This window comes from Flavobacterium erigeronis, assembly GCF_054075165.1.
Genome location: NZ_JBSKGP010000001.1, coordinates 645,158 through 664,709, shown reverse-complemented (window position 1 = coordinate 664,709; position 19,552 = coordinate 645,158). Strand labels below are relative to the sequence as shown.

Below are 19,552 nucleotides of genomic sequence, written 5' to 3'. Positions count from 1 at the left end.
GAAAAAGGATACCGCTCCTGTCAGGGCTAGCGAGAAATATCGTTTTTATAAGTTGGAATGAGGTTTGAAAAAAAATCTTGTTTCAATCTTTTGTCAGGCTGAGCGGAGCCGAAGCCGCGCAAAGTATTTCATGTTAGATTGTTAAGCTTTGAGCTGAGGCTTCGGCTCCGCTCAGCCTGACAAAAATGAGAAAAGAATACAGGACAATTCTTCGCGTTCTTTGCGTAAATCCTTCGCGAACTTCGCGGTTAAAAAAAAACACAGCATTATCTAATTGACAAATTATCTAATTAACACATTTCCTAATTCCCCAATTAACCCTATTTTTGCTAAATGATAAAATGGATAACAAAACTGTTTTCATCAACACCAAAAGAAGAGAACATAGATAATATGAAGAAATATTTAATCGTCGGATTAGGAAATATAGGAGCCGAATACGTAAACACCAGGCATAACATCGGATTTAAAATACTTGATTTCTTAGCAAAAAAAGAAGGTCTTTCGTTTGAAACCGTAAAACTAGGTTCATTGGCAGAATATAAATTTAAAGGAAGAACTTTTTTTCTTTTAAAGCCTAATACGTACATGAACTTAAGTGGAAAAGCGGTAAAATACTGGATGGACAAAGAAAATATTCCGCTGGAAAATATATTGGTTATTACAGACGATTTAAATCTTTCTTTTGGAACCATCAGAATCAAACCAAAAGGAAGCGATGGCGGACATAACGGATTGAAAAATATCAATTTGGTTTTAAATACCCAAAACTATACCCGTTATAGATTTGGTATTAGCGACCAGTTTAAAAAAGGCCAGCAAGTAGATTATGTTTTAGGAGAATGGACTGCTGAGGAGGAAGCAAAACTACCAGAACGCTTCGAAATTTCTGCAGAGATAATTAGAACTTTTGGAACTGCAGGTTTAGAAAATACAATGACGACTTTTAATGGAAAATAAAGATTTTCAGATGTTTATGTGATAAAAATGTAAATTATCAGTTAATTAAATTCAATTATAACGAAATAGTATTTTCAATTCCAAAGTTAAATGTTTAAATTTGGAATAAATTATTATAAACCATAAAAATCATTTTACCATGGCTTTTGAATTACCACAATTACCTTATGCATACGATGCATTAGAACCACATATTGATGCACGTACAATGGAAATCCATCATACAAAGCACCACAATGCATACACTACAAATCTTAACGCAGCGATCGCTGGAACAGATTTAGAAGGAAAAACAATCGAAAACATCTTAATCAACTTAGATAAATCTAACGCAGCAGTTCGTAACAACGGTGGAGGTTTCTACAACCACAATTTGTTTTGGACAGTTATGTCTCCAAACGGAGGAGGATTGCCAACAGGTGATTTATTAGCTGCAATTGAAGCTTCTTTCGGATCATTCGAAGAATTTAAAGCTAAATTTGCTAAAGCTGGAGCTACACAATTCGGTTCAGGATGGGCTTGGTTAACAGTGCAGAAAGGTGGAAAATTAGAAGTTGTAGGTACTCCAAATCAAGACAATCCATTAATGCCAGAAGTTGCTGGTAACGGTGGAACTCCAATCTTAGGAATGGACGTTTGGGAGCACGCTTACTACTTAAACTACCAAAACAGAAGACCAGACTATATTGAAGCTTTCTTCAGTGTAATTAACTGGACAGAAGTTGCTAGAAGATTTGCTTTAGATAAATAAGAAAATAGAATCTAGAAAATAGAAGAAAGACGAATGGCGAAAGCTGTTCGTCTTTTTTTTTTTATTTATAAGTTTTAAGTTTAAGTCTTTGCTCTATTTTCTTTTATCTATTCTCTCAAAAAAAATAAAATAAAAAAGGTGGAATCACTTCCACCTTTTTTGCCCCAAATCTACCATAAACTTAACCTACTAATGTTATGGTCTTGTAAAGGTAGTTCAGATATATTTTTGAATGAAACTTTATAGATGAAAGGCAACAATATCCGATTAAAAACCTATATGGGCTATTTTGGAAAATTTATAGATTTATTGCAATAAAAAAGGCGGATGTTACTCCGCCTTTTTTGCCCCAAATCTACCATAAACTAACCTACTAATGTTATGGTTCAGTAAATGTATGGCAGACATTTTTATAATGAAAATTTTTTAGATGAAAGGCAATTATACTCGATAAAAATCATATAACTAATTGTTTTTCAATTATTTATACTGTAAAAATAAAAAAGGCGGATATTACTCCGCCTTTTTTGCCCCAAATCTACCATAAACTAACCTACTAATGTTATGGTATAGTAAATGTATGGCAGTTATTTTTATGAAGAAAAATTTTTAGATGAAAGGTAAGTAAATCCGATTAAGAGATATAATCTGCTGTTTATAAATTATTTGAGTTTATTCCAATAAAAAAGGTGGTATTTCTACCACCCTTTTTGCCCCAAATCTACCATAAACTTAACCTACTAATGTTATGGTATTCCAAAAGTATCATAGCTTTTCAATTTCACCAAAGAAATAGGATGAACGGCAAAAAAAACCGATGAAATGCACAATTTAACCTTTTGTTAGTATTTTATTAATAAGCTCTAGCGTCTTTTCCTTCGTAAAAATTCATAAATGCACGATTTACAACTCTATTTCCACCAGGAGTTGGGTAGTCTCCAGTAAAATACCAGTCGCCTAAATTTTTAGGACATGCTTTATGTAAATCATCTACAGTTTGGAAGATGATTTTTACTTCAGCATTGATTTCTGGTGAGCTTAACATTTCTGCAATTTTATCAGATATCTCTTCATCTGTAAACTGATCGTAAATTGCAGTTACATAATTCACAACATCCTTATCAAGGAAATTTTCTTGTGCTTTACATTTAGCATAAACCTCGTCTACAATATGGTATAGGTTTCTTTCTTTTAATAAAGCAAGCGCTGCTCTAAAAGCAACCAGCCCTTCTAGTTTAGCCATATCGATCCCATAACAGTCAGGGTAACGAATTTGCGGTGCAGAAGAAACAATTACGATACGTTTTGGTTTCAAACGATCCATCATTTTGATGATGCTCATTTTTAATGTAGTACCACGAACAATACTGTCATCAATAATTACCAAGTTGTCTTCTGGCTTAATTACACCATACGTAACATCGTACACGTGAGCTACTAAATCGTCACGGCTGCTATCTTCAGTAATAAAAGTTCTAAGCTTAGCATCTTTAATGGCTACTTTCTCTGTACGTATCTTTACAGATAAAAGCTCCTGAAGCGTTTCTGCAGTTAATGTATTTCTATTTTCTAGAATATAATTGTTTTTTCTCTGGTTTAAGAAATCCTGAGCAGCTTCTACTAAGCCATAAAATGAAGTTTCAGCTGTGTTTGGGATATAAGAGAAAACAGTGTTATCTGTATCGCTGTCAATTGCTTTAAGAACGGCTGGTAAAATTAATTTACCTAAATCTTTACGTTCTTGATAAATTTCAGCGTCACTTCCTCTTGAGAAATAAATTCTTTCGAATGAACAAGCTTTTTTAACAGTAGGCTCCAAGATCTGGTTCATGCTCACTTTACCATTTTTCTTGATAATCAAAGCATGTCCTGGATCAATCTCCTGAACACTTTCAAAAGGAACGTTAAATACAGTTTGAATAACTGGTCTTTCAGAAGCTACTACAACCACTTCGTCATCTTGATAAAAGTACGCTGGGCGAATTCCTGCTGGATCTCTAAAAACAAAAGCATCGCCGTGGCCTAATAATCCAGCCATAGCATAACCTCCATCTAAATTTTTAGCAGAACGAGCTAAAATTTTAGCAATATCCAAACGCTCTGCAATTACTGGAGAAGCATCTCTTTTAGAATAACCTTCAGCTTTACAGTCTTGGTACAATTGCATTACTTCTTTGTCTAAGAAGTGACCAATTTTTTCCATTACAGTAACAGTATCAGCCATTTCTTTTGGATGCTGCCCTAATTCAACTAGATTTTCGAAAAGTTCCTTAACATTCGTCATATTAAAGTTTCCTGCCAAAATCAAGTTACGGTGCATCCAGTTACTTTGACGTAAAAATGGGTGAACACTTTCGATGCTGTTTTTTCCAAAAGTTCCGTAACGAACGTGACCTAAAAACAATTCTCCAACATAAGGAATATTTGCTTTTAGTTCTTTCATATTGTCACCCAATTCTGGATGCTCTTTCAATTCTTCGCTAATGCGTTCGTTAATTTGTTTAAAAACGTCCTGAATTGGCTGTGCATGATTAGAACGAACTCGGCTAATGTAGCGCTGTCCTGGATCAACGTCAAATTTAATGCTTGCAAAACCAGCTCCGTCTTGTCCGCGGTTGTGCTGTTTTTCCATCATTAAATACATTTTCTGGATTCCGTAAAAAGCAGTTCCGTATTTTTCTTTATAATATTCAAGCGGTTTAAGTAGTCTAACTAAGGCTATCCCACATTCGTGTTTTAAAGCGTCGCTCATTGTTTTGTTTTTTGTGTGTTGTTGTAAGTTGTGTGTATTAACGTAATAAAAAAGCCCCGTTTTATCGAGGCTCTTAGGCATTATATTTCTATGTCAAACTGAGTTAACGACTTAAATTGCTGTAATCGAATCGCTACTTCTGCTTTGCTTAATGTTTCCATCCTTTCGGTTCCAAATTTCTCAACGCAGAACGAAGCTAGATTTGAACCGTAAATAATTGCGTTTTTCATATTGCTAAACGAAATGTTTTCGCTTTGCGCAATAAACCCAGAGAAACCACCTGCAAAAGTGTCTCCTGCTCCAGTTGGATCAAAAACATCTTCTAATGGTAAAGCTGGTGCAAAGAATACTTCTCTATTATGGAATAAAAGTGCTCCGTGTTCTCCTTTTTTGATCACCACATATTTAGGTCCCATATCTTGGATTTTCGCAGCCGCTTTTACTAATGAATATTCACCAGAAAGTTGTCTTGCTTCTTCGTCATTGATTGTAATAACATCTACACGTTTAATAACGTCTAATAATTCTGGAAGAGCGCAGTCCATCCAAAAGTTCATTGTATCTAAAACAACTAATTTTGGTTTTTTCTCCAATTGATCTAAAACGCTGCTTTGTACTAATGGGTGTAAGTTTCCTAACATTACCACGTCAGCATCTTTGTAGTTTTGAGGAACTTTCGGCTGAAAATCAGCTAAAACGTTCAATTCAGTAACTAAAGTATCTCTAGAATTTAAATCGTTGTGGTATAAACCGCTCCAGAAAAAGGTTTTTCCTCCTTTTACAATTTCGATACCAGAGATATCAATATTTTTTGAAGTTAAAAGATCTAAATGTTCTTGAGGGAAATCGTCGCCAACTACAGAAACAATGGCCGATTGTAAGTTAAAAAATGACGCTGATAATCCGATGTAGGTTGCAGCACCACCTAATATTTTATCTGTTTTTCCGAAAGGAGTTTCAATCGCGTCGAAAGCAACTGTTCCAACAATCAATAGTTTATTCATTTTATGAATTTCGAATTAGGGTGCAAAGATACTCTATAAGTTACAATCTTGCAATGGTTTAGGTTCTCAAAATTTTCTTAAAATAATGACAACGATTTCGAAGTAAAAAGCTTGTAAATGAATTGGTTAAAATTGATTTTTTGGAATGCTTAAAATATGTTTTTAGGATTTAAAATGCAAATTTTTCGAAAAGAAATGCGATTATTTTACAACTCGTACTTCTTATCAAAATAATTCTTCAAAACGCCAACCTGAACCAAAATCATAATAGGAACAATTAAAATAGCATACAGCATATTTTTCGAAAAATGAATTCCTGAAAATGCTGTTGAAATCTTATCAGAATATAAAGTTCCGATTTCGTCGATTTTAAGATTGCTTTCAGAAACTGAAAAAAGAGAAACATATACGATTAAGAAAGCTATAGCGGCGCCAATAGCAATCCAAACAGGCTTAGATATTAAAGGTTTGTATGCTTTAAGTTTTTTCTCTTCCAAGATTAAAACTTCAGACATTATTTTAGAAGTAAAATCAAAAGATGGCGACTGCAGTTTTTCTTCAGCCATCATTTTATCAATAAGTTGTTCTAAGTTTTTATCGCTCTCTTTCATAACATTCTATTATTTCTGGTTCTAACTGCTGTTTCAAAATTACGGCTAATTTCTGTCGGCTCCTAAACAATTTTACTTTAGCATTATTGGCCGAAATATTCATGATTTTTCCAATTTCTTCTAAATTCTGATCTTCAAAATAAAATAAAGTTAGCAGAAAGTTTTCGTCGTTTGGTAATAAAGTTAAGCATTTCTGGATGGTCTGCTTACGTTCTTTATCTTCTAAAGCGCTCAAAGCATTGTCCATCGTTTTAATTAAATGCGAAGAAAATTCATCAATCGAAATATTTAAATCTTCTTTTTTGTTTTTCTTCAATCGGTCTAAACAAGTATTGTAGGCTATTTTATAAATCCAAGTCGAAAATTTGGAATCGCCTTTAAATTTCGTCAGCGAATTATAAATCTTTATAAAAGTGTCTTGTGCAACTTCTTCTGCCTCTTCTCGATTTTTTACCATTTTTAGAGCCAGCGTAAAGATCATATCCTTATAACGATCAACCAGCACGGCAAACGCATTGGTCTCGCCTTGCAAAATTTTATCGATATAATGCTGATCATTTATTGTGCTCATGTTATATAGGACGACAATGTTTTGAAAAAGGTTACAAGAATCTTGAAAAATAAATTCCAAACTTTTTAAATTCCAAATTCCAATTTTCCCTGTGATTTGTCATTTCGATCTCTATGATTAAACCAAATATTTTTTAGGAGCTAATCCCGCTATCCGTTTCAATCTTTTTTATTTTTAAAGAAAAAATAAAAAAGGATTTTCACTTCTATCGGGGCTAGGGCAATTATTTTCATAAGAGTATTTCTGTTTAGTTTGTCATTTCTGACAAGATTGCGAAAAAAAAAACAACTTCAAAATTAATTGATTATCAGTGGTTTTATAATTATCTAATTGACAAATTTTCTAATTATCTAATTTTTTCACCAAAATCTGTAACCTCATTTAAAAACCTGTCGTCCTATGGGTATATCAATCAATTAAAAACGTAAATATCATGGACGACAAAATTTTAATTCCAATCAGCTTTTTTTTAATGATCTTCGGGATCGTTTATTTAATTTATTCAACAAGAAACAGAGAGCGTTTGGCTCTTATTGAAAAAGGAGTAGATGCGAGTATATTTATTCAAGGAAAAAATGGCGGTGTTCCAGCATGGAAAGTGTTTGTAGTAAATTTGGCTTTCTTATTAATAGGAAGTGGCGCAGGTATATTTATTGCTTTATTAATTACAACTTACACTTCATTAAATGATGGAGCTGTTTATCCTTCAATTATATTTATAATGGCTGGTATTGGACTTTTAGTTGGATTTAAAACAGCAAAAGACTTAGATAAAGAATAAGCAGTTTAAAGATTTAAGTTAGTACAAAAAACGCATCATATATATGATGCGTTTTTTTATTCTTTAGAGCCAATGGTTTCGTAATAAACGTCAACCGAAAGTTTGGGCTGCATGGATGCCATAACGGCCAACTGATCGCAACGCTCGTTTTGCGGATGATTGTTGTGGCCTTTTATCCATTTGAAATCGACTTTGTGTTTTCGGTAAACAATTAAAAAGCGTTTCCATAAATCAGGATTTTTCTTGCCTGTGTAGCCTTTTTTCTCCCATCCGAAAACCCATTTTTTTTCAACAGAATCGACTACGTATTTAGAATCGGAAATAACCAGAACCGTCATGCCTGGATTTTTGAGTTTTTCCAGACCCACAATTACGGCCAGAAGTTCCATCCTATTATTAGTAGTCAAACGGAAACCTTCGTAGAATTCTTTTTTATATGGAGTACCTACTAATTCCATGACAACACCATAACCGCCATTTCCTGGATTTCCTTTTGCAGCGCCGTCTGTATATATATGTACTTGGTGAGACATTTAATTATTTTAGATTTTAGATTGTTGATTTTAGATTGTTGATTTTAGATTGGAAATGCTTTGTCTGTTTTTTTATTTTTTACCATATAAGTTATATAAGTTCATTTTAAAAATTGGAACGTTATGTTGCTTAATGGATAGGCAAGGGCATTTAAGTTTTAATAGTAAAGCAAATGTTTTGTCTGTTTTTTTTATTTTTCACCATATAAGTTATATAAGTTCATTTTAAAAATTGGACGTTATGTTGCTTAATGGATTGGCAAGGGCATTTAAGTTTTGATAGAAAAGGAAATGCTTTGTCTGTTTTTTCTTTTCTTAAACCATTTAAGTTATATAAGGGTATTTAAAAAATTGGAATGCAATGTTGTTTAGTGACAAGGACATTTAAGTTTTGTTATTTTATACTTTAACTTAAAATGAATTCAAATACACTTATATGATCTTAAATTTTACGTTCCTATAATTTTGCGTCCCCCTTCTAAAATGGACTTATATAATTTATATGGTTTTAAAAAAATTACGCGTGCAGTAATCTCTCGATAATCTCCGGGAAATGTTTTTGTTCTAATTCGTGAATTTTCTCTGCAACGGTTTCTGGAGTATCTTCGTCTGTTAGCGCAACGTTTGCTTGGAAAATAATACCGCCTTCATCATAATGTTCGTTTACATAATGAATAGAGATTCCAGTTTCTTTTTCCTTATTATTTACAATAGCTCTATGTATGTGCATTCCGTACATTCCTTTGCCTCCGTAATTCGGTAAAAGTGCAGGATGGATATTTATTATTTTGTTTGGATATAGTTCGATTATGTTTTCGGGAAACTTCAATAGAAAACCAGCCAGCACGATCAAATCTGGGTCGATTTCCTGTACTTTTTGTAGTACGTTTCTCTCTAAAAGTTCGTTTTTTGAGAAGATTTCAACTGGAATTTGATGATTTTTTGCTCTTTCAATCACTTTTGCTGAAGCATTATTTGTAAAGACCGAAACGACCTTCGCGATTTCGGTGTTCGCAAAATATTTTATAATGTTCTCTGCGTTAGTTCCTGATCCTGAGGCAAAAACGATAATTTTTTTCATAAAGCTGTGTGTTTTGAGAATGCAAAAAACGGAATAAAAAACGAAAATAAATAGCTTTGAAAGACCTTTCTTGAAATTAATTTTATAAATTAGTGTCACATTTATAAACTAAATAGTTGTTTTAAAATAAAGTTTTTTATTTTTGCCAACAAATTAAATTCTAAAATTAAAGATTATGTCAGACATTGCATCAAGAGTAAAAGCGATTATCGTAGACAAATTAGGTGTTGACGAAAACGAAGTTGTAACAGAAGCAAGCTTCACTAATGATTTAGGAGCTGACTCATTAGACACTGTTGAGCTTATTATGGAATTCGAAAAAGAATTTGATATTCAAATTCCAGACGATCAAGCAGAAAACATTGCTACTGTTGGTCAAGCTATTTCTTATATCGAAGAAGCAAAAAAATAATAATACCACACCCGATTTCTAAAAATCCCAATTTTTGAAATTCCAAATTCCAATTGGAATTTGATTTTTGATTTTTGAAATTTTTAAGAGTCGGGTGTTATTATTTTTTTAAAATTTAAATTTCGATTGATTCTCAATCAAAAAGATATATTTATATTGTAATTCCCATGGCTCTTAAGTAACTATAAGTTAAGAAAGCGTGGGTTTTATTTGTTTAAAGTACAAAATACATATTTATGGCATTAAGGCGAGTTGTTGTAACAGGATTAGGTGCACTTACTCCTATCGGGAATAATATCCAAGAATATTGGAATGCACTTGTGAATGGAGTTAGCGGAGCCGCTCCAATCACATATTATGATACCGAGAAACACAAAACGAAATTTGCCTGCGAAGTAAAAAACTTCAATATTGAAGATTACATGGATCGCAAGGAATCTCGTAGATTAGATAAATTTGCACAGTATGCAATTGCTGCCAGTGATGAAGCTATCAAAGATGCCGGAATCACAAATGATAACGTAAACAAACAAAGAGTTGGTGTTATCTGGGGAGCAGGAATTGGAGGTTTAGAAACTTTCCAAGATGAAGTATTGTATTATGCAAAAGGTGATGGAACTCCAAAGTTCAATCCTTTCTTTATTCCTAAAATGATTGCTGATATTGCTCCTGCGCATATCTCTATGCGTAACGGGTATATGGGGCCAAATTATACTACAGTTTCTGCTTGTGCATCTTCTGCAAACGCGTTAATTGATGCTTTCAATTACATTCGTTTAGGAATGTGTGATGTTATTGTGTCTGGTGGTTCTGAAGCAGCAGTTACAATTGCAGGTATGGGAGGATTTAGCTCAATGCACGCTTTATCTACAAGAAACGAAAGCCCAGAAACAGCTTCTAGACCTTTTGATGCTACCAGAGATGGTTTCGTATTAGGAGAAGGAGCAGGAGCGTTAGTTCTTGAAGATTACGAGCATGCTAAAGCTAGAGGAGCAAAAATCTACTGCGAAATTGGCGGTGGAGGTATGTCTTCTGATGCTTACCACTTAACTGCACCACATCCGGAAGGAATTGGAGTTATTGCAGTGATGGAAAATACATTGAGAGATGCTGGAATGAGCCCTGATCAAGTTGATCACATCAATACTCACGGAACTTCTACTCCATTAGGAGATGTTGCAGAGTTAAAAGCGATTAGCAAAGTTTTTGGAGATCATGCTAAAAACATCAATATCAACTCTACAAAATCTATGACAGGACACTTACTTGGTGCTGCTGGAGCTATTGAAGCTATTGCTTCTATTCTGGCAATGCAACACGGAATTGTTCCTCCAACGATTAACCATACAGTTGTTGATGAAAACATTGACCCATCTTTAAACCTTACTCTAAACAAACCTCAAAAAAGAGAAGTAAATGTTGCTATGAGTAATACATTTGGTTTTGGTGGACATAATGCTTGCGTATTGTTTAAAAAACTAGCTGACTAATTTCTGTATATGAATATTATCAAAAAAATATTTTCTAAATCCCGTTCTCTAGAAGACGGGATTTTTTTTGACACTATTCAGAAAATTCTTGGTTTTCAGCCTACAAATATTGATTTTTATAGAAGAGCTTTTACGCATCGCTCTTCAAATAAATTAGATGAAAAAGGCCATCCTATAAATTATGAACGCCTAGAATTTTTAGGAGATGCTATGTTAAGTGCGGTTATTGCTGCACATTTGTTTAACAAGGCTCCAAATGGAGACGAAGGCTATTTGACCAAAATGCGTTCCAAAATAGTGAGTCGTGAGCATTTAAATGAATTGGGTAAAGATTTAAATTTAGTACAGTTTGTAGAAAGCAAAGTGCCAATTCAGCATTTTGGAGAAAACATTCACGGTAATATTTTTGAATCACTTATCGGAGCAATTTATTTAGATAAAGGCTATTCTTTTTGCGAAAAATTTATTCAAAAAAAGGTAGTGACACCTTATGTCGATATTGCTCGATTAGAAGGAAAAGTTATAAGTTATAAAAGCCTTGTTATCGAATGGTGCCAGAAAGAAAAAAGAGTTTTTCATTATGACATTTTTGAAGACAATGGCATAGACGGCCAGCGTTTATTTGGTGTTAAATTGAGTATCGACGATAAAGTTGTTGCGAGAGCGAGAGCAACTTCAAAAAAGAAAGCAGAAGAAAAAGCATCGCAAAGAGCATATTTTGCATTTCAAGAGAAAATTGACAAGAAATAGCTGCAAAAATGTTGTAACTATCACAAGGCTACAACGTTTTCGTTTATAATTTAACAAAACAAGCATGTCATAACTGTTGATGCTCCGTTTAGAAATAGTATATTTACAACTTGATTTTTCAAGACATGGCTATTCATAAATTGGATTTAGACGAATTTGACGAAATTGATTATTATTTAATGGCAATTCATACTTCATTAGAAGATTATAGATTAGCCTATTTTATTAATAAAATCCTTCCGATTAACTTAAGTAAGAGCAAACACGAGATCCATGCTCAAACTAAGGAAGGTGAAGCAAATTTTTCGAGATTCTATTATTATGATGAAGAAAAAGCTGTTTCCTGGAATTTAATTCAGAATAAAAATGAAATCATTTCTGTGAGTACAAATGATTTTCAGAATTTGTTTTCTAATGAAACAAGTGAGGTTTCGACAACAATTCATTTACTTCCTGAATTTAAAAAAGTCGATTTTTTCCTGAAAATTGATAATAGCGAAGAGGCGCTTAATTTTTCAGAAATTCAACAAAAATTAAACACAATAGAAAGTATTGCGGCTATTTATGCCGTTGATACAGACAAGATAAAATCAAAAAACAATCTAATTTTTTAAAAAAAATGCTAACAAACAAGAAAACCAAAATTGTTGCTACACTTGGCCCCGCTTGTAGTACAAGAGAGATCATTAAAGATATGATCGACGCAGGTGTTAATGTGTTTAGAATCAATTTTTCGCATGCAGATTACGAAGGAGTAAAAGAAAAAATAGACATTATTAGAGGCCTAAACGAAGAGTTTGGTTACACAACAGCAATCTTAGGAGATTTGCAAGGACCAAAACTTAGAGTAGGTGTAATGGAAGAAGGTACTGTTGTAAACGATGGTGATGAAATTACTTTTACAACTGCTGAAGATATTATCGGAACATCAAAAAGAGCGTTCATGAAATATCAAAATTTCCCAAATGATGTTAACGTTGGAGAGCGTATCTTGCTTGATGATGGTAAACTGATTTTCGAAATTGTTTCTACAGATAAAAAAACAGAGGTTGTTGCTAAAGTTATCCAAGGTGGAGAATTGAAGTCTAAAAAAGGAGTTAACCTTCCAAATACAAAAATTTCTTTACCAGCTTTAACAGAAAAAGATATTGCAGATGCAATTTTCGCTATCGAGCAAAAAGTAGACTGGATCGCACTTTCATTCGTAAAGACTCCTCGCGATTTACAAGACTTACAAGAATTAATTGCTAAGCATTCTGAAGTTAAAATTCCAATCATTGCTAAAATTGAAATGCCAGAAGCTCTTGAGAACATGGATAAAATTGTAGCATATTGCGATGGTTTAATGGTTGCTCGTGGAGATCTTGGTGTTGAGCTTCCTGCTCACGAAGTTCCATTGGTGCAAAAAGATTTGATCAGAAGAGCTAAAACGGCTAGAATTCCAGTTATCGTTGCTACACAAATGATGGAAACAATGATTACAAGTTTAACTCCAACAAGAGCAGAAGTAAATGACGTTGCAAACTCTGTAATGGATGGTGCAGATGCTGTTATGTTGTCTGGAGAAACGGCTACAGGAAACTACCCTGTACAAGTAATTCAGAGAATGGCACAAATTTGTGAGGCTGTTGAGAATTCACCTTTAATTCAAGTTCCACAAAATACACCACAGATTAAAACAAAACGTTTTGTTACTAAAACAGTTTGTCACCAAGCAGCTTTATTAGCAAATGAGATCGAAGCTAAAGCGATCTGTACTTTAACAAACAGTGGTTACACGGCATTCCAAATTTCGGCTTGGAGACCATCAACTGCTCATATTTTAGTATTTACTTCAAACAGAAGAATCTTAACACAATTGAATTTATTATGGGGAGTTAAATCTTTCTACTATGATAATGAAGAAAGTACAGATGATACTGTAACAGACGTAAATCAAATTGCAATCGAGAAAGGTTATGCAAAAAAAGGAGATTATTTAATCAACCTTGCTGCAATGCCAATTAAAGATAGAGGAATGGTTAACACGATGAGAGTTTCTGAAATCGAGTAATTATTTCTTCAAAACATATTTTAAAAAAGCCGCTTATTCTTTAAGCGGCTTTTTTGTTTTTTGAGACTTTTTCAAAAATAGTTTACTTTCCTTGATTTGCTATTCTGGCAATATTATACACTTTTGGTCAAAAAAAGAGTTTTTATGTTTCATTTGACTCAATTTTTACAAATTAACTGCACAAAAAAACGGAACAAACTTTCATTTTCTTCTTTTTCGAACTTTTGGTAACAAAAATGTAACTAGTTAATTTTCTGACGTTTTGATGTGTTTCATTTTATAAGATGAAACATTTTGGTGCAAATTTTTAACTTTTCTTGTTTCATATTATAAAATGAAACAAGCTCGTTCCGAATAAATACAATTGTTCGCTCATTTATTAGTTAATTTTGAGAGACTTAAGAAAAAGTTAAAATTTTTTTGTTTCAGATTTTAAAATAAAATGAATTTGAAACACATCAAAAAAATGAAACCTCGTTTAGATTGTTTTTTTGAAAGCTTACCATTTCCCATTTGATTTTTTTGCATTTATCAAACTCATATAATAATAACAAGATCTATTAACGAATTTTTTAATCATGAAACAAATTAAATTAAAATGCGGATTTATAAATACCTTTCAGGTATTGGCGTTACTATTTTTTTCTGGGGTTTCTATTATGGCGCAAAGCAAAAAGCCAAATATTCTTATTATTTGGGGGGATGATATTGGGACAACTAATATTAGTGCTTACAGCGATGGACTAATGGGGTATACAACACCAAATATTGATAGAATTGCAAATGAAGGACAACGTTTTCTCCAATATTATGGAGAGCAAAGCTGTACTGCAGGACGTGCGGCATTCTTAACTGGGCAGCACGGTATTCGTACTGGATTGACAAAAGTAGGATATCCAGGGGCTCCAATGGGAATGAGCCAGTTAGATCCTTCTATTGGAGGGATTATGAAAAATCTCGGTTACGCAACAGGGCAATTTGGTAAAAACCACGTGGGTGACCGTAACGAAAACCTTCCGACAGTAAATGGTTTTGACGAATTTTTCGGGAATCTTTATCACCTTAATGCCGAAGAAGAACCAGAATTGCCAGATTATCCAAAAGATCCAGAATATTTGAAAAAATTTGGACCTAGAGGAGTTTTAAAATGTTCTGCAACTAGTGCAGATGATGGTACAGTTGATCCTCGTTTTGGAAAAGTGGGCAAACAAAAAATCGAAGATACAGGAGCTCTTACTAAAAAGAGAATGGAAACTATTGATGATGAAACATCTGCAGCAGCAATCGATTTTATCAAAAGACAGCATGCAGCTGGAAAACCATTTTTTGTATGGTGGAACGGAACGCGTATGCACCTTCGCACACACGTAAGACCTGAGCACAGAGGAAGATACACACACGGAGACAGTGAGTACATTGACGGTATGATCGAACATGATATGACTGTTGGAGATCTTCTAAAAGCATTAGACGATTTAGGAATTGCAGACAATACAATTGTAGTTTATTCTACAGATAATGGTCCGCACATGAATACTTGGCCTGATGGAGCAATGACACCATTCCGTTCTGAGAAAAACACAAACTGGGAAGGAGCTTTTAGAGTTCCATGTATGATTCGTTGGCCAGGAGTTGTTAAACCAGGTGTAGTGAGTAACGAAATTATGTCGCATAACGACTGGATGCCAACATTAGCGTCTATTGCTGGAGAAAAAGATTTAGTTAAAAAACTTTTAACTGGTTATACAGCTAATGGTAAAAATTATAAAGTGCACTTGGATGGATACAACCAAGAAGACTTTTTAAGAGGAAAATCTCAAAAAAGTGCAAGAAACAGATTTATATATTCTGATGATGACGGTCTGCTTGTAGGCTGGCGTGAAGGAGATTATAAATTTGTATATGCAGAACAGCGAAGAGAAGGAACTTTGGAAGTTTGGGCAGAACCTTTTACTAAATTAAGGCTTCAAAAAATCTTCAACTTAATGCAGGATCCGTTTGAAAGAGCAGATATTACTTCGAATACGTTTTATGACTGGCAGTTGAATCATGTTCCTTTGATTTACGGAAATACAAATGATGTAGTAGAATTTGCGATGACGTTCAAAGATTTTCCACCGCGTTCTATTCCGCCAAGTTTCTCTGCATATACGATTATGGAAGAAATGCTGCAAAGTATTAAGGCGCAAAAGTTTATAGAGAAAAATGTATTGCCAAAAATGGAAGGTGATAAAGCGGCTTCTGATTCGAAGAAAAAATAAATAGTAACCAGTTCTAAAAAGATTCAGGCGTAAGTGTCTGGATCTTTTTGACTACAATTCAAAATGTCATGAACAAGATAAAACTATCCATTTTAACGCTGACACTGTTTGTGTTTGTTTCTTGCAAAAAATCTGATAATCCAGCTGCAGTAAATACTTCAGTTTCTGACAGTACCAATGTAGCAACGAGTTCTGACCCTTTGCCAAGCTGGAACGACACGCCTTTAAAGAAAGAAATTATCGATTATGTTACGAAAGTAACCAAAGAAGGAAGCGCTGATTTTATTCCTGAAGGAGACAGAATTGCAACGTTTGATAATGACGGAACTTTGTGGGCCGAAAAACCTTATGTACAGGAATTATTTGCGTTTTACCGTGTGAAAAAAATGGTCGAAGCAAATCCGGAGTTGGCAAAAAAACAGCCTTTTAAAGCTGTCGTAGAAAAAGATAAAGCCTTTTTTGAAAAAGGGGGAGATAAAGCACTTATAGAACTCGTTGCAGCGACTCATACCGGTATGACTGAAGCGGAGTTTGAAGCTTCGGCTAAGGAGTTTTTTGCAGGAGCTAAATATCCTGGTAAAAATGTGCCGATAAAACAAATTAGATACCAGCCTCAATTAGAATTGCTGAATTATCTGAGAGCAAACGGTTTTAAAACCTTTATTGTAACAGGTGGAACTGTAGAATTGGTACGTACTATTTCTGAAGATTTCTACGGAATTCCAAAATATCAGGTTGTGGGAACTTCTTTCAAATATAAATTTGATGATGCTACCAATAATATTGTTAGAGAACCAGCCTTAGACCTTTTAGATGATAAAGTGGGCAAACCAGTCGGAATACAATTGCATATTGGTCAAAGACCTGTTTTTGCCTGCGGAAATGAAGGCGGAGCAGGAGACCTTGCCATGCTGCGATATTCTCAAGGTAGCAAATATCCTTCATTTCAGATGATTGTAAACCACAATGATTCTATTAGAGAATATAGTTATCAAGAAAAAGATAATCTTTCATTAAGTACTGCTGCTAAATACAAATATCATGTAATCAGTATGAAAGACGATTGGAAAACTATATTTCCAGACAAATAATTCCGAATTAGTAAAAATCAAAAAGAAACAGTTTTTAAAAGTTGAGGCTGTTTCTTTTTTGACTAAAAAGATGATTGATAATCTTTAAGTATACGATTATGAAAATTATGAGATCACAAAACGCCCTAAAGTTATTTCTAAGAGTAACTTTTTTACTTTCAAGTTTAGTCGTATCTGCACAAGAAGAGCCTAAAGCTGGAACAAGTGCACAAGAACTTGCCGATAAAATGGCAAATCCTGTTGCAAGCTTAATTAGTGTACCGCTGCAAAACAATCTTACTTATGGAATTGGTCCGTATAATGGAATAAAATATCAGATCAATATACAGCCAGTTGTTCCTTTTAAATTAAGTGAGAATCTAAATTTAATCACTCGTTATATTCTTCCAGTTGTAGATCAGCAAGATGTTACGGGAGAAAACACACATGAGTTTGGTTTAAGTGACGCAACAGTAACTGCTTTTTTTGCTCCTAAAACAAAGGGAATTATTTTAGGAGTTGGTCCTGCTTTTTTAGTGCCAACCGCGACAGAAAAATTTTTAGGAACAGAAAAATTTGGAATTGGACCTAGTGTTTTGGTCATGCACCAAGGCAAAGGACTTTCTATAGGTTTTCTGGCCAATCAAATTTGGTCTGTTGCAGGAGCTAATGATCGAGCCGATTTTAATCAGTTTTACACACAATTATTTCTAACACATAGCTATAAAAGTGGTGCGAGTTTAGGTATTACTTCAGAGATTACACAAAACTGGCAAGGCAATTCGACGCTAATTACCGTTAGTCCAAATGTTGGAGCCATTACCAAATTAGGAAATCAGACGATGCAATTTGCTGTTATGCCTTTAATACCAGTTGTAGGGCATTCAAGCATAAGACCAGATTGGGGGCTTAGAGCGGTAGTAGCCTTTATATTTCCTGGTTCTTAAAATGATAAATTTCACATTGTTTTAATTTAAATCTATTAGATATATGAAAAAAGCGGCAGCATTGTTATTACTTGTAGTACTAATAATTTCATGTAAATCAGATAAAAAAGAAAATACAGTTTCTTCTAATGAAGCTGTAAAAGATACCGTAAAATCTGTTGTTCCGGGACCAGTTCCCGATGTTGTAATGACAAAAGAATATGTTTACCAGATTGGAAAACAAATGTATTTCTGGGGATGGCCATTGGTAAATATGCACAATCGCGTATTGGTAATGCGCAAAGTGCCTACGCCGGGACTTAATGGTGGAGCAGTTCCTGTTGCACCAGTAAATAATTTGTGCATGACATCAGATTATATTACGCCATTTGAACGCTATGTTGCCTGTCCAAATCAGGATGTAGTTTACGGATTCGGAATTATGATGCTGAATGAAAGTCCTGTTGTAGTCCAGGTTCCAGATTTCGGAGATCGTTTCTGGGTGGTTCAATTAGGAAACCAGCGTACAGACGGAATTGCAAAATTGGGTGCCATGTATGGCAGTAAAAAAGGTTTTTATTTAATCGTAGGACCAGGCTGGAACGGAAAAGTTCCTGACGGCATTACAGAAGTTTTTCATAGCGATACAAACTTAGCTTTTGTAATTCCGAGAGCGTTTTTAAATAATACTGCAGAAGACAGAAAAGCCATTCAGCCTGTTATCAATCAATTGATGGCATATCCTTTAAGTGAATACGATGGAAAAGTAAAAACAAAAGAATGGGCAAAAATACCATCATTTCCTGATCCAAATAAAAGTGAAGGCGGAAAAGAAGTTGCTTTTGTAATTCCAGAGAAATTTTTCCAAGAATTTCCAAGTATTCTAAAAGAAGTTCCGCCATTAAGAGGAGAAGAAGCACTTTATGGGCAGTTTACTTCAGTACTAGATGCAGCTAAAAAAGACAGCACTTTAATGCCAGTTTTAACAAAAGCGGCAATAGATGCTGAACGAGAATTAATAGAACCGCTTCGTCAATTCAAAAATGTAGGCGTACCGGTAGGAAACTATTGGAATACGACAAAAAATGGAGCAAACTTTGGTACCGATTATCTCAGCAGAACAAGTGCTGCGAGAGCAAATATATTTGTAAACCAGCCGCAGGAAACCATTTATTACAATCAGGATTTAGATAATAAAGGTGTTGAATTGAATGGAAAATCAAATTACACCATCACTTTTACGAAAGATTTAATTCCGAAAGTAAAAGGTTTCTGGTCATTGACTGTTTATGATCATAATCATTTCTTTTTTATAAATGATGCCAAAATTTATTCGTTAGGAACGAAAAATAAAGATTTAAAATATAATACAGATGGCTCGCTAACCCTATATTTCCAAAACACGAAACCATCTGCAGACAAAGTCAGCAATTGGCTTCCTGTTCCAAAAGATAAGTTTGGGCTTTTATTACGTTCTTATTGGCCAGAAGAAAGCATGATAAAAGGCTATACGCCGCCATCTTTGGTAAAAGGATAAAACGCTAAT

The 19,552-nt window shown here is 34.0% G+C and carries 18 protein-coding genes; 12 read left to right on the top strand and 6 right to left on the bottom strand.

Features of this window, described 5'->3' with window-relative positions:
- Positions 1–333 precede the first annotated feature (333 nt).
- Both pth and ACWA1F_RS02785 read left to right on the top strand, forming a co-directional pair.
- Positions 334–960 (top strand): aminoacyl-tRNA hydrolase, encoded by a 627-nt coding sequence (gene pth / locus ACWA1F_RS02790; RefSeq protein WP_456891410.1) that lies wholly within the window; start codon positions 334–336, stop codon positions 958–960.
- Between the two features lie 139 nt (positions 961–1,099).
- The gene (locus ACWA1F_RS02785) at positions 1,100–1,711 is read left to right on the top strand and encodes a superoxide dismutase (protein WP_095930681.1); all 612 of its coding nucleotides are present in this window, start codon (positions 1,100–1,102) and stop codon (positions 1,709–1,711) included.
- Between the two features lie 853 nt (positions 1,712–2,564).
- Here ACWA1F_RS02785 and ACWA1F_RS02780 read toward each other — a convergent pair.
- The 4 genes from ACWA1F_RS02780 to ACWA1F_RS02765 form a co-directional block, all read right to left on the bottom strand.
- Positions 2,565–4,463: an amidophosphoribosyltransferase gene (locus ACWA1F_RS02780; RefSeq protein ID WP_456891408.1), complete on the bottom strand. Its 1,899-nt coding sequence runs from the start codon at positions 4,461–4,463 to the stop codon at positions 2,565–2,567.
- A gap of 80 nt (positions 4,464–4,543) precedes the next feature.
- Positions 4,544–5,467, bottom strand: a complete 924-nt coding sequence (locus tag ACWA1F_RS02775) for a PfkB family carbohydrate kinase (protein WP_456891407.1) — start codon at positions 5,465–5,467, stop codon at positions 4,544–4,546.
- 206 nt (positions 5,468–5,673) lie between these two features.
- A complete protein-coding gene (locus ACWA1F_RS02770; protein WP_456891405.1) occupies positions 5,674–6,078 on the bottom strand; it encodes a hypothetical protein in 405 nt (134 codons plus the stop codon).
- Positions 6,062–6,649 carry an RNA polymerase sigma factor gene (locus ACWA1F_RS02765; protein ID WP_456891404.1) on the bottom strand — a complete coding sequence of 196 codons (588 nt, stop codon included), beginning with the start codon at positions 6,647–6,649 and terminating at the stop codon, positions 6,062–6,064. The genes ACWA1F_RS02770 and ACWA1F_RS02765 overlap by 17 nt, the downstream gene beginning before the upstream one ends.
- 433 nt (positions 6,650–7,082) lie before the next feature.
- Here ACWA1F_RS02765 and ACWA1F_RS02760 point away from each other — a divergent pair, with 433 nt between their 5' ends.
- Positions 7,083–7,430: a DUF6249 domain-containing protein gene (locus ACWA1F_RS02760; protein WP_306154223.1), complete on the top strand. Its 348-nt coding sequence runs from the start codon at positions 7,083–7,085 to the stop codon at positions 7,428–7,430.
- A 56-nt stretch (positions 7,431–7,486) separates the two neighbouring features.
- Here ACWA1F_RS02760 and rnhA read toward each other — a convergent pair whose 3' ends face one another.
- On the bottom strand, positions 7,487–7,963 hold the full coding sequence (rnhA, locus tag ACWA1F_RS02755) for a ribonuclease HI (protein ID WP_456891402.1): 477 nt from the start codon (positions 7,961–7,963) through the stop codon (positions 7,487–7,489).
- Between the two features lie 517 nt (positions 7,964–8,480).
- A complete protein-coding gene (purN, locus tag ACWA1F_RS02750) occupies positions 8,481–9,044 on the bottom strand; it encodes a phosphoribosylglycinamide formyltransferase (RefSeq protein ID WP_456891401.1) in 564 nt (187 codons plus the stop codon).
- A 175-nt stretch (positions 9,045–9,219) separates the two neighbouring features.
- Between purN and ACWA1F_RS02745 the strand changes: the two genes are divergently transcribed.
- The 9 genes from ACWA1F_RS02745 to ACWA1F_RS02705 all read left to right on the top strand — a co-directional run bounded on the left by ACWA1F_RS02745 (position 9,220) and on the right by ACWA1F_RS02705 (position 19,543).
- Positions 9,220–9,456: an acyl carrier protein gene (locus tag ACWA1F_RS02745; protein WP_007137004.1), complete on the top strand. Its 237-nt coding sequence runs from the start codon at positions 9,220–9,222 to the stop codon at positions 9,454–9,456.
- A 236-nt stretch (positions 9,457–9,692) separates the two neighbouring features.
- Positions 9,693–10,946, top strand: a complete 1,254-nt coding sequence (gene fabF, locus ACWA1F_RS02740) for a beta-ketoacyl-ACP synthase II (RefSeq protein WP_111378847.1) — start codon at positions 9,693–9,695, stop codon at positions 10,944–10,946.
- Between the two features lie 9 nt (positions 10,947–10,955).
- On the top strand, positions 10,956–11,696 hold the full coding sequence (gene rnc, locus ACWA1F_RS02735; protein ID WP_306154426.1) for a ribonuclease III: 741 nt from the start codon (positions 10,956–10,958) through the stop codon (positions 11,694–11,696).
- 125 nt (positions 11,697–11,821) lie between these two features.
- Positions 11,822–12,310, top strand: a complete 489-nt coding sequence (locus tag ACWA1F_RS02730) for an IPExxxVDY family protein (RefSeq protein WP_198854955.1) — start codon at positions 11,822–11,824, stop codon at positions 12,308–12,310.
- Between the two features lie 5 nt (positions 12,311–12,315).
- On the top strand, positions 12,316–13,749 hold the full coding sequence (pyk, locus tag ACWA1F_RS02725; RefSeq protein ID WP_306154428.1) for a pyruvate kinase: 1,434 nt from the start codon (positions 12,316–12,318) through the stop codon (positions 13,747–13,749).
- A 578-nt stretch (positions 13,750–14,327) separates the two neighbouring features.
- On the top strand, positions 14,328–16,010 hold the full coding sequence (locus tag ACWA1F_RS02720; RefSeq protein WP_456891398.1) for an arylsulfatase: 1,683 nt from the start codon (positions 14,328–14,330) through the stop codon (positions 16,008–16,010).
- A 68-nt stretch (positions 16,011–16,078) separates the two neighbouring features.
- Positions 16,079–17,101 (top strand): HAD family hydrolase, encoded by a 1,023-nt coding sequence (locus ACWA1F_RS02715; RefSeq protein ID WP_456891396.1) that lies wholly within the window; start codon positions 16,079–16,081, stop codon positions 17,099–17,101.
- A 107-nt stretch (positions 17,102–17,208) separates the two neighbouring features.
- A complete protein-coding gene (locus ACWA1F_RS02710) occupies positions 17,209–18,027 on the top strand; it encodes a hypothetical protein (protein ID WP_456891394.1) in 819 nt (272 codons plus the stop codon).
- A gap of 43 nt (positions 18,028–18,070) precedes the next feature.
- A complete protein-coding gene (locus ACWA1F_RS02705; protein WP_456891392.1) occupies positions 18,071–19,543 on the top strand; it encodes a DUF1254 domain-containing protein in 1,473 nt (490 codons plus the stop codon).
- Positions 19,544–19,552: the final 9 nt, after the last annotated feature.

What these genes read in the sequence shown, in the direction of transcription:
- pth (WP_456891410.1), top strand. Translation starts at nt 334, where the DNA reads ATGATAAAATGGATAACAAAACTGTTTTCATCAACACCAAAAGAAGAG.
- ACWA1F_RS02785 (WP_095930681.1), top strand. Translation starts at nt 1,100, where the DNA reads ATGGCTTTTGAATTACCACAATTACCTTATGCATACGATGCATTAGAA.
- ACWA1F_RS02780 (WP_456891408.1), bottom strand. Translation starts at nt 4,463, where the DNA reads ATGAGCGACGCTTTAAAACACGAATGTGGGATAGCCTTAGTTAGACTA.
- ACWA1F_RS02775 (WP_456891407.1), bottom strand. Translation starts at nt 5,467, where the DNA reads ATGAATAAACTATTGATTGTTGGAACAGTTGCTTTCGACGCGATTGAA.
- ACWA1F_RS02770 (WP_456891405.1), bottom strand. Translation starts at nt 6,078, where the DNA reads ATGAAAGAGAGCGATAAAAACTTAGAACAACTTATTGATAAAATGATG.
- ACWA1F_RS02765 (WP_456891404.1), bottom strand. Translation starts at nt 6,649, where the DNA reads ATGAGCACAATAAATGATCAGCATTATATCGATAAAATTTTGCAAGGC.
- ACWA1F_RS02760 (WP_306154223.1), top strand. Translation starts at nt 7,083, where the DNA reads ATGGACGACAAAATTTTAATTCCAATCAGCTTTTTTTTAATGATCTTC.
- rnhA (WP_456891402.1), bottom strand. Translation starts at nt 7,963, where the DNA reads ATGTCTCACCAAGTACATATATATACAGACGGCGCTGCAAAAGGAAAT.
- purN (WP_456891401.1), bottom strand. Translation starts at nt 9,044, where the DNA reads ATGAAAAAAATTATCGTTTTTGCCTCAGGATCAGGAACTAACGCAGAG.
- ACWA1F_RS02745 (WP_007137004.1), top strand. Translation starts at nt 9,220, where the DNA reads ATGTCAGACATTGCATCAAGAGTAAAAGCGATTATCGTAGACAAATTA.
- fabF (WP_111378847.1), top strand. Translation starts at nt 9,693, where the DNA reads ATGGCATTAAGGCGAGTTGTTGTAACAGGATTAGGTGCACTTACTCCT.
- rnc (WP_306154426.1), top strand. Translation starts at nt 10,956, where the DNA reads ATGAATATTATCAAAAAAATATTTTCTAAATCCCGTTCTCTAGAAGAC.
- ACWA1F_RS02730 (WP_198854955.1), top strand. Translation starts at nt 11,822, where the DNA reads ATGGCTATTCATAAATTGGATTTAGACGAATTTGACGAAATTGATTAT.
- pyk (WP_306154428.1), top strand. Translation starts at nt 12,316, where the DNA reads ATGCTAACAAACAAGAAAACCAAAATTGTTGCTACACTTGGCCCCGCT.
- ACWA1F_RS02720 (WP_456891398.1), top strand. Translation starts at nt 14,328, where the DNA reads ATGAAACAAATTAAATTAAAATGCGGATTTATAAATACCTTTCAGGTA.
- ACWA1F_RS02715 (WP_456891396.1), top strand. Translation starts at nt 16,079, where the DNA reads ATGAACAAGATAAAACTATCCATTTTAACGCTGACACTGTTTGTGTTT.
- ACWA1F_RS02710 (WP_456891394.1), top strand. Translation starts at nt 17,209, where the DNA reads ATGAGATCACAAAACGCCCTAAAGTTATTTCTAAGAGTAACTTTTTTA.
- ACWA1F_RS02705 (WP_456891392.1), top strand. Translation starts at nt 18,071, where the DNA reads ATGAAAAAAGCGGCAGCATTGTTATTACTTGTAGTACTAATAATTTCA.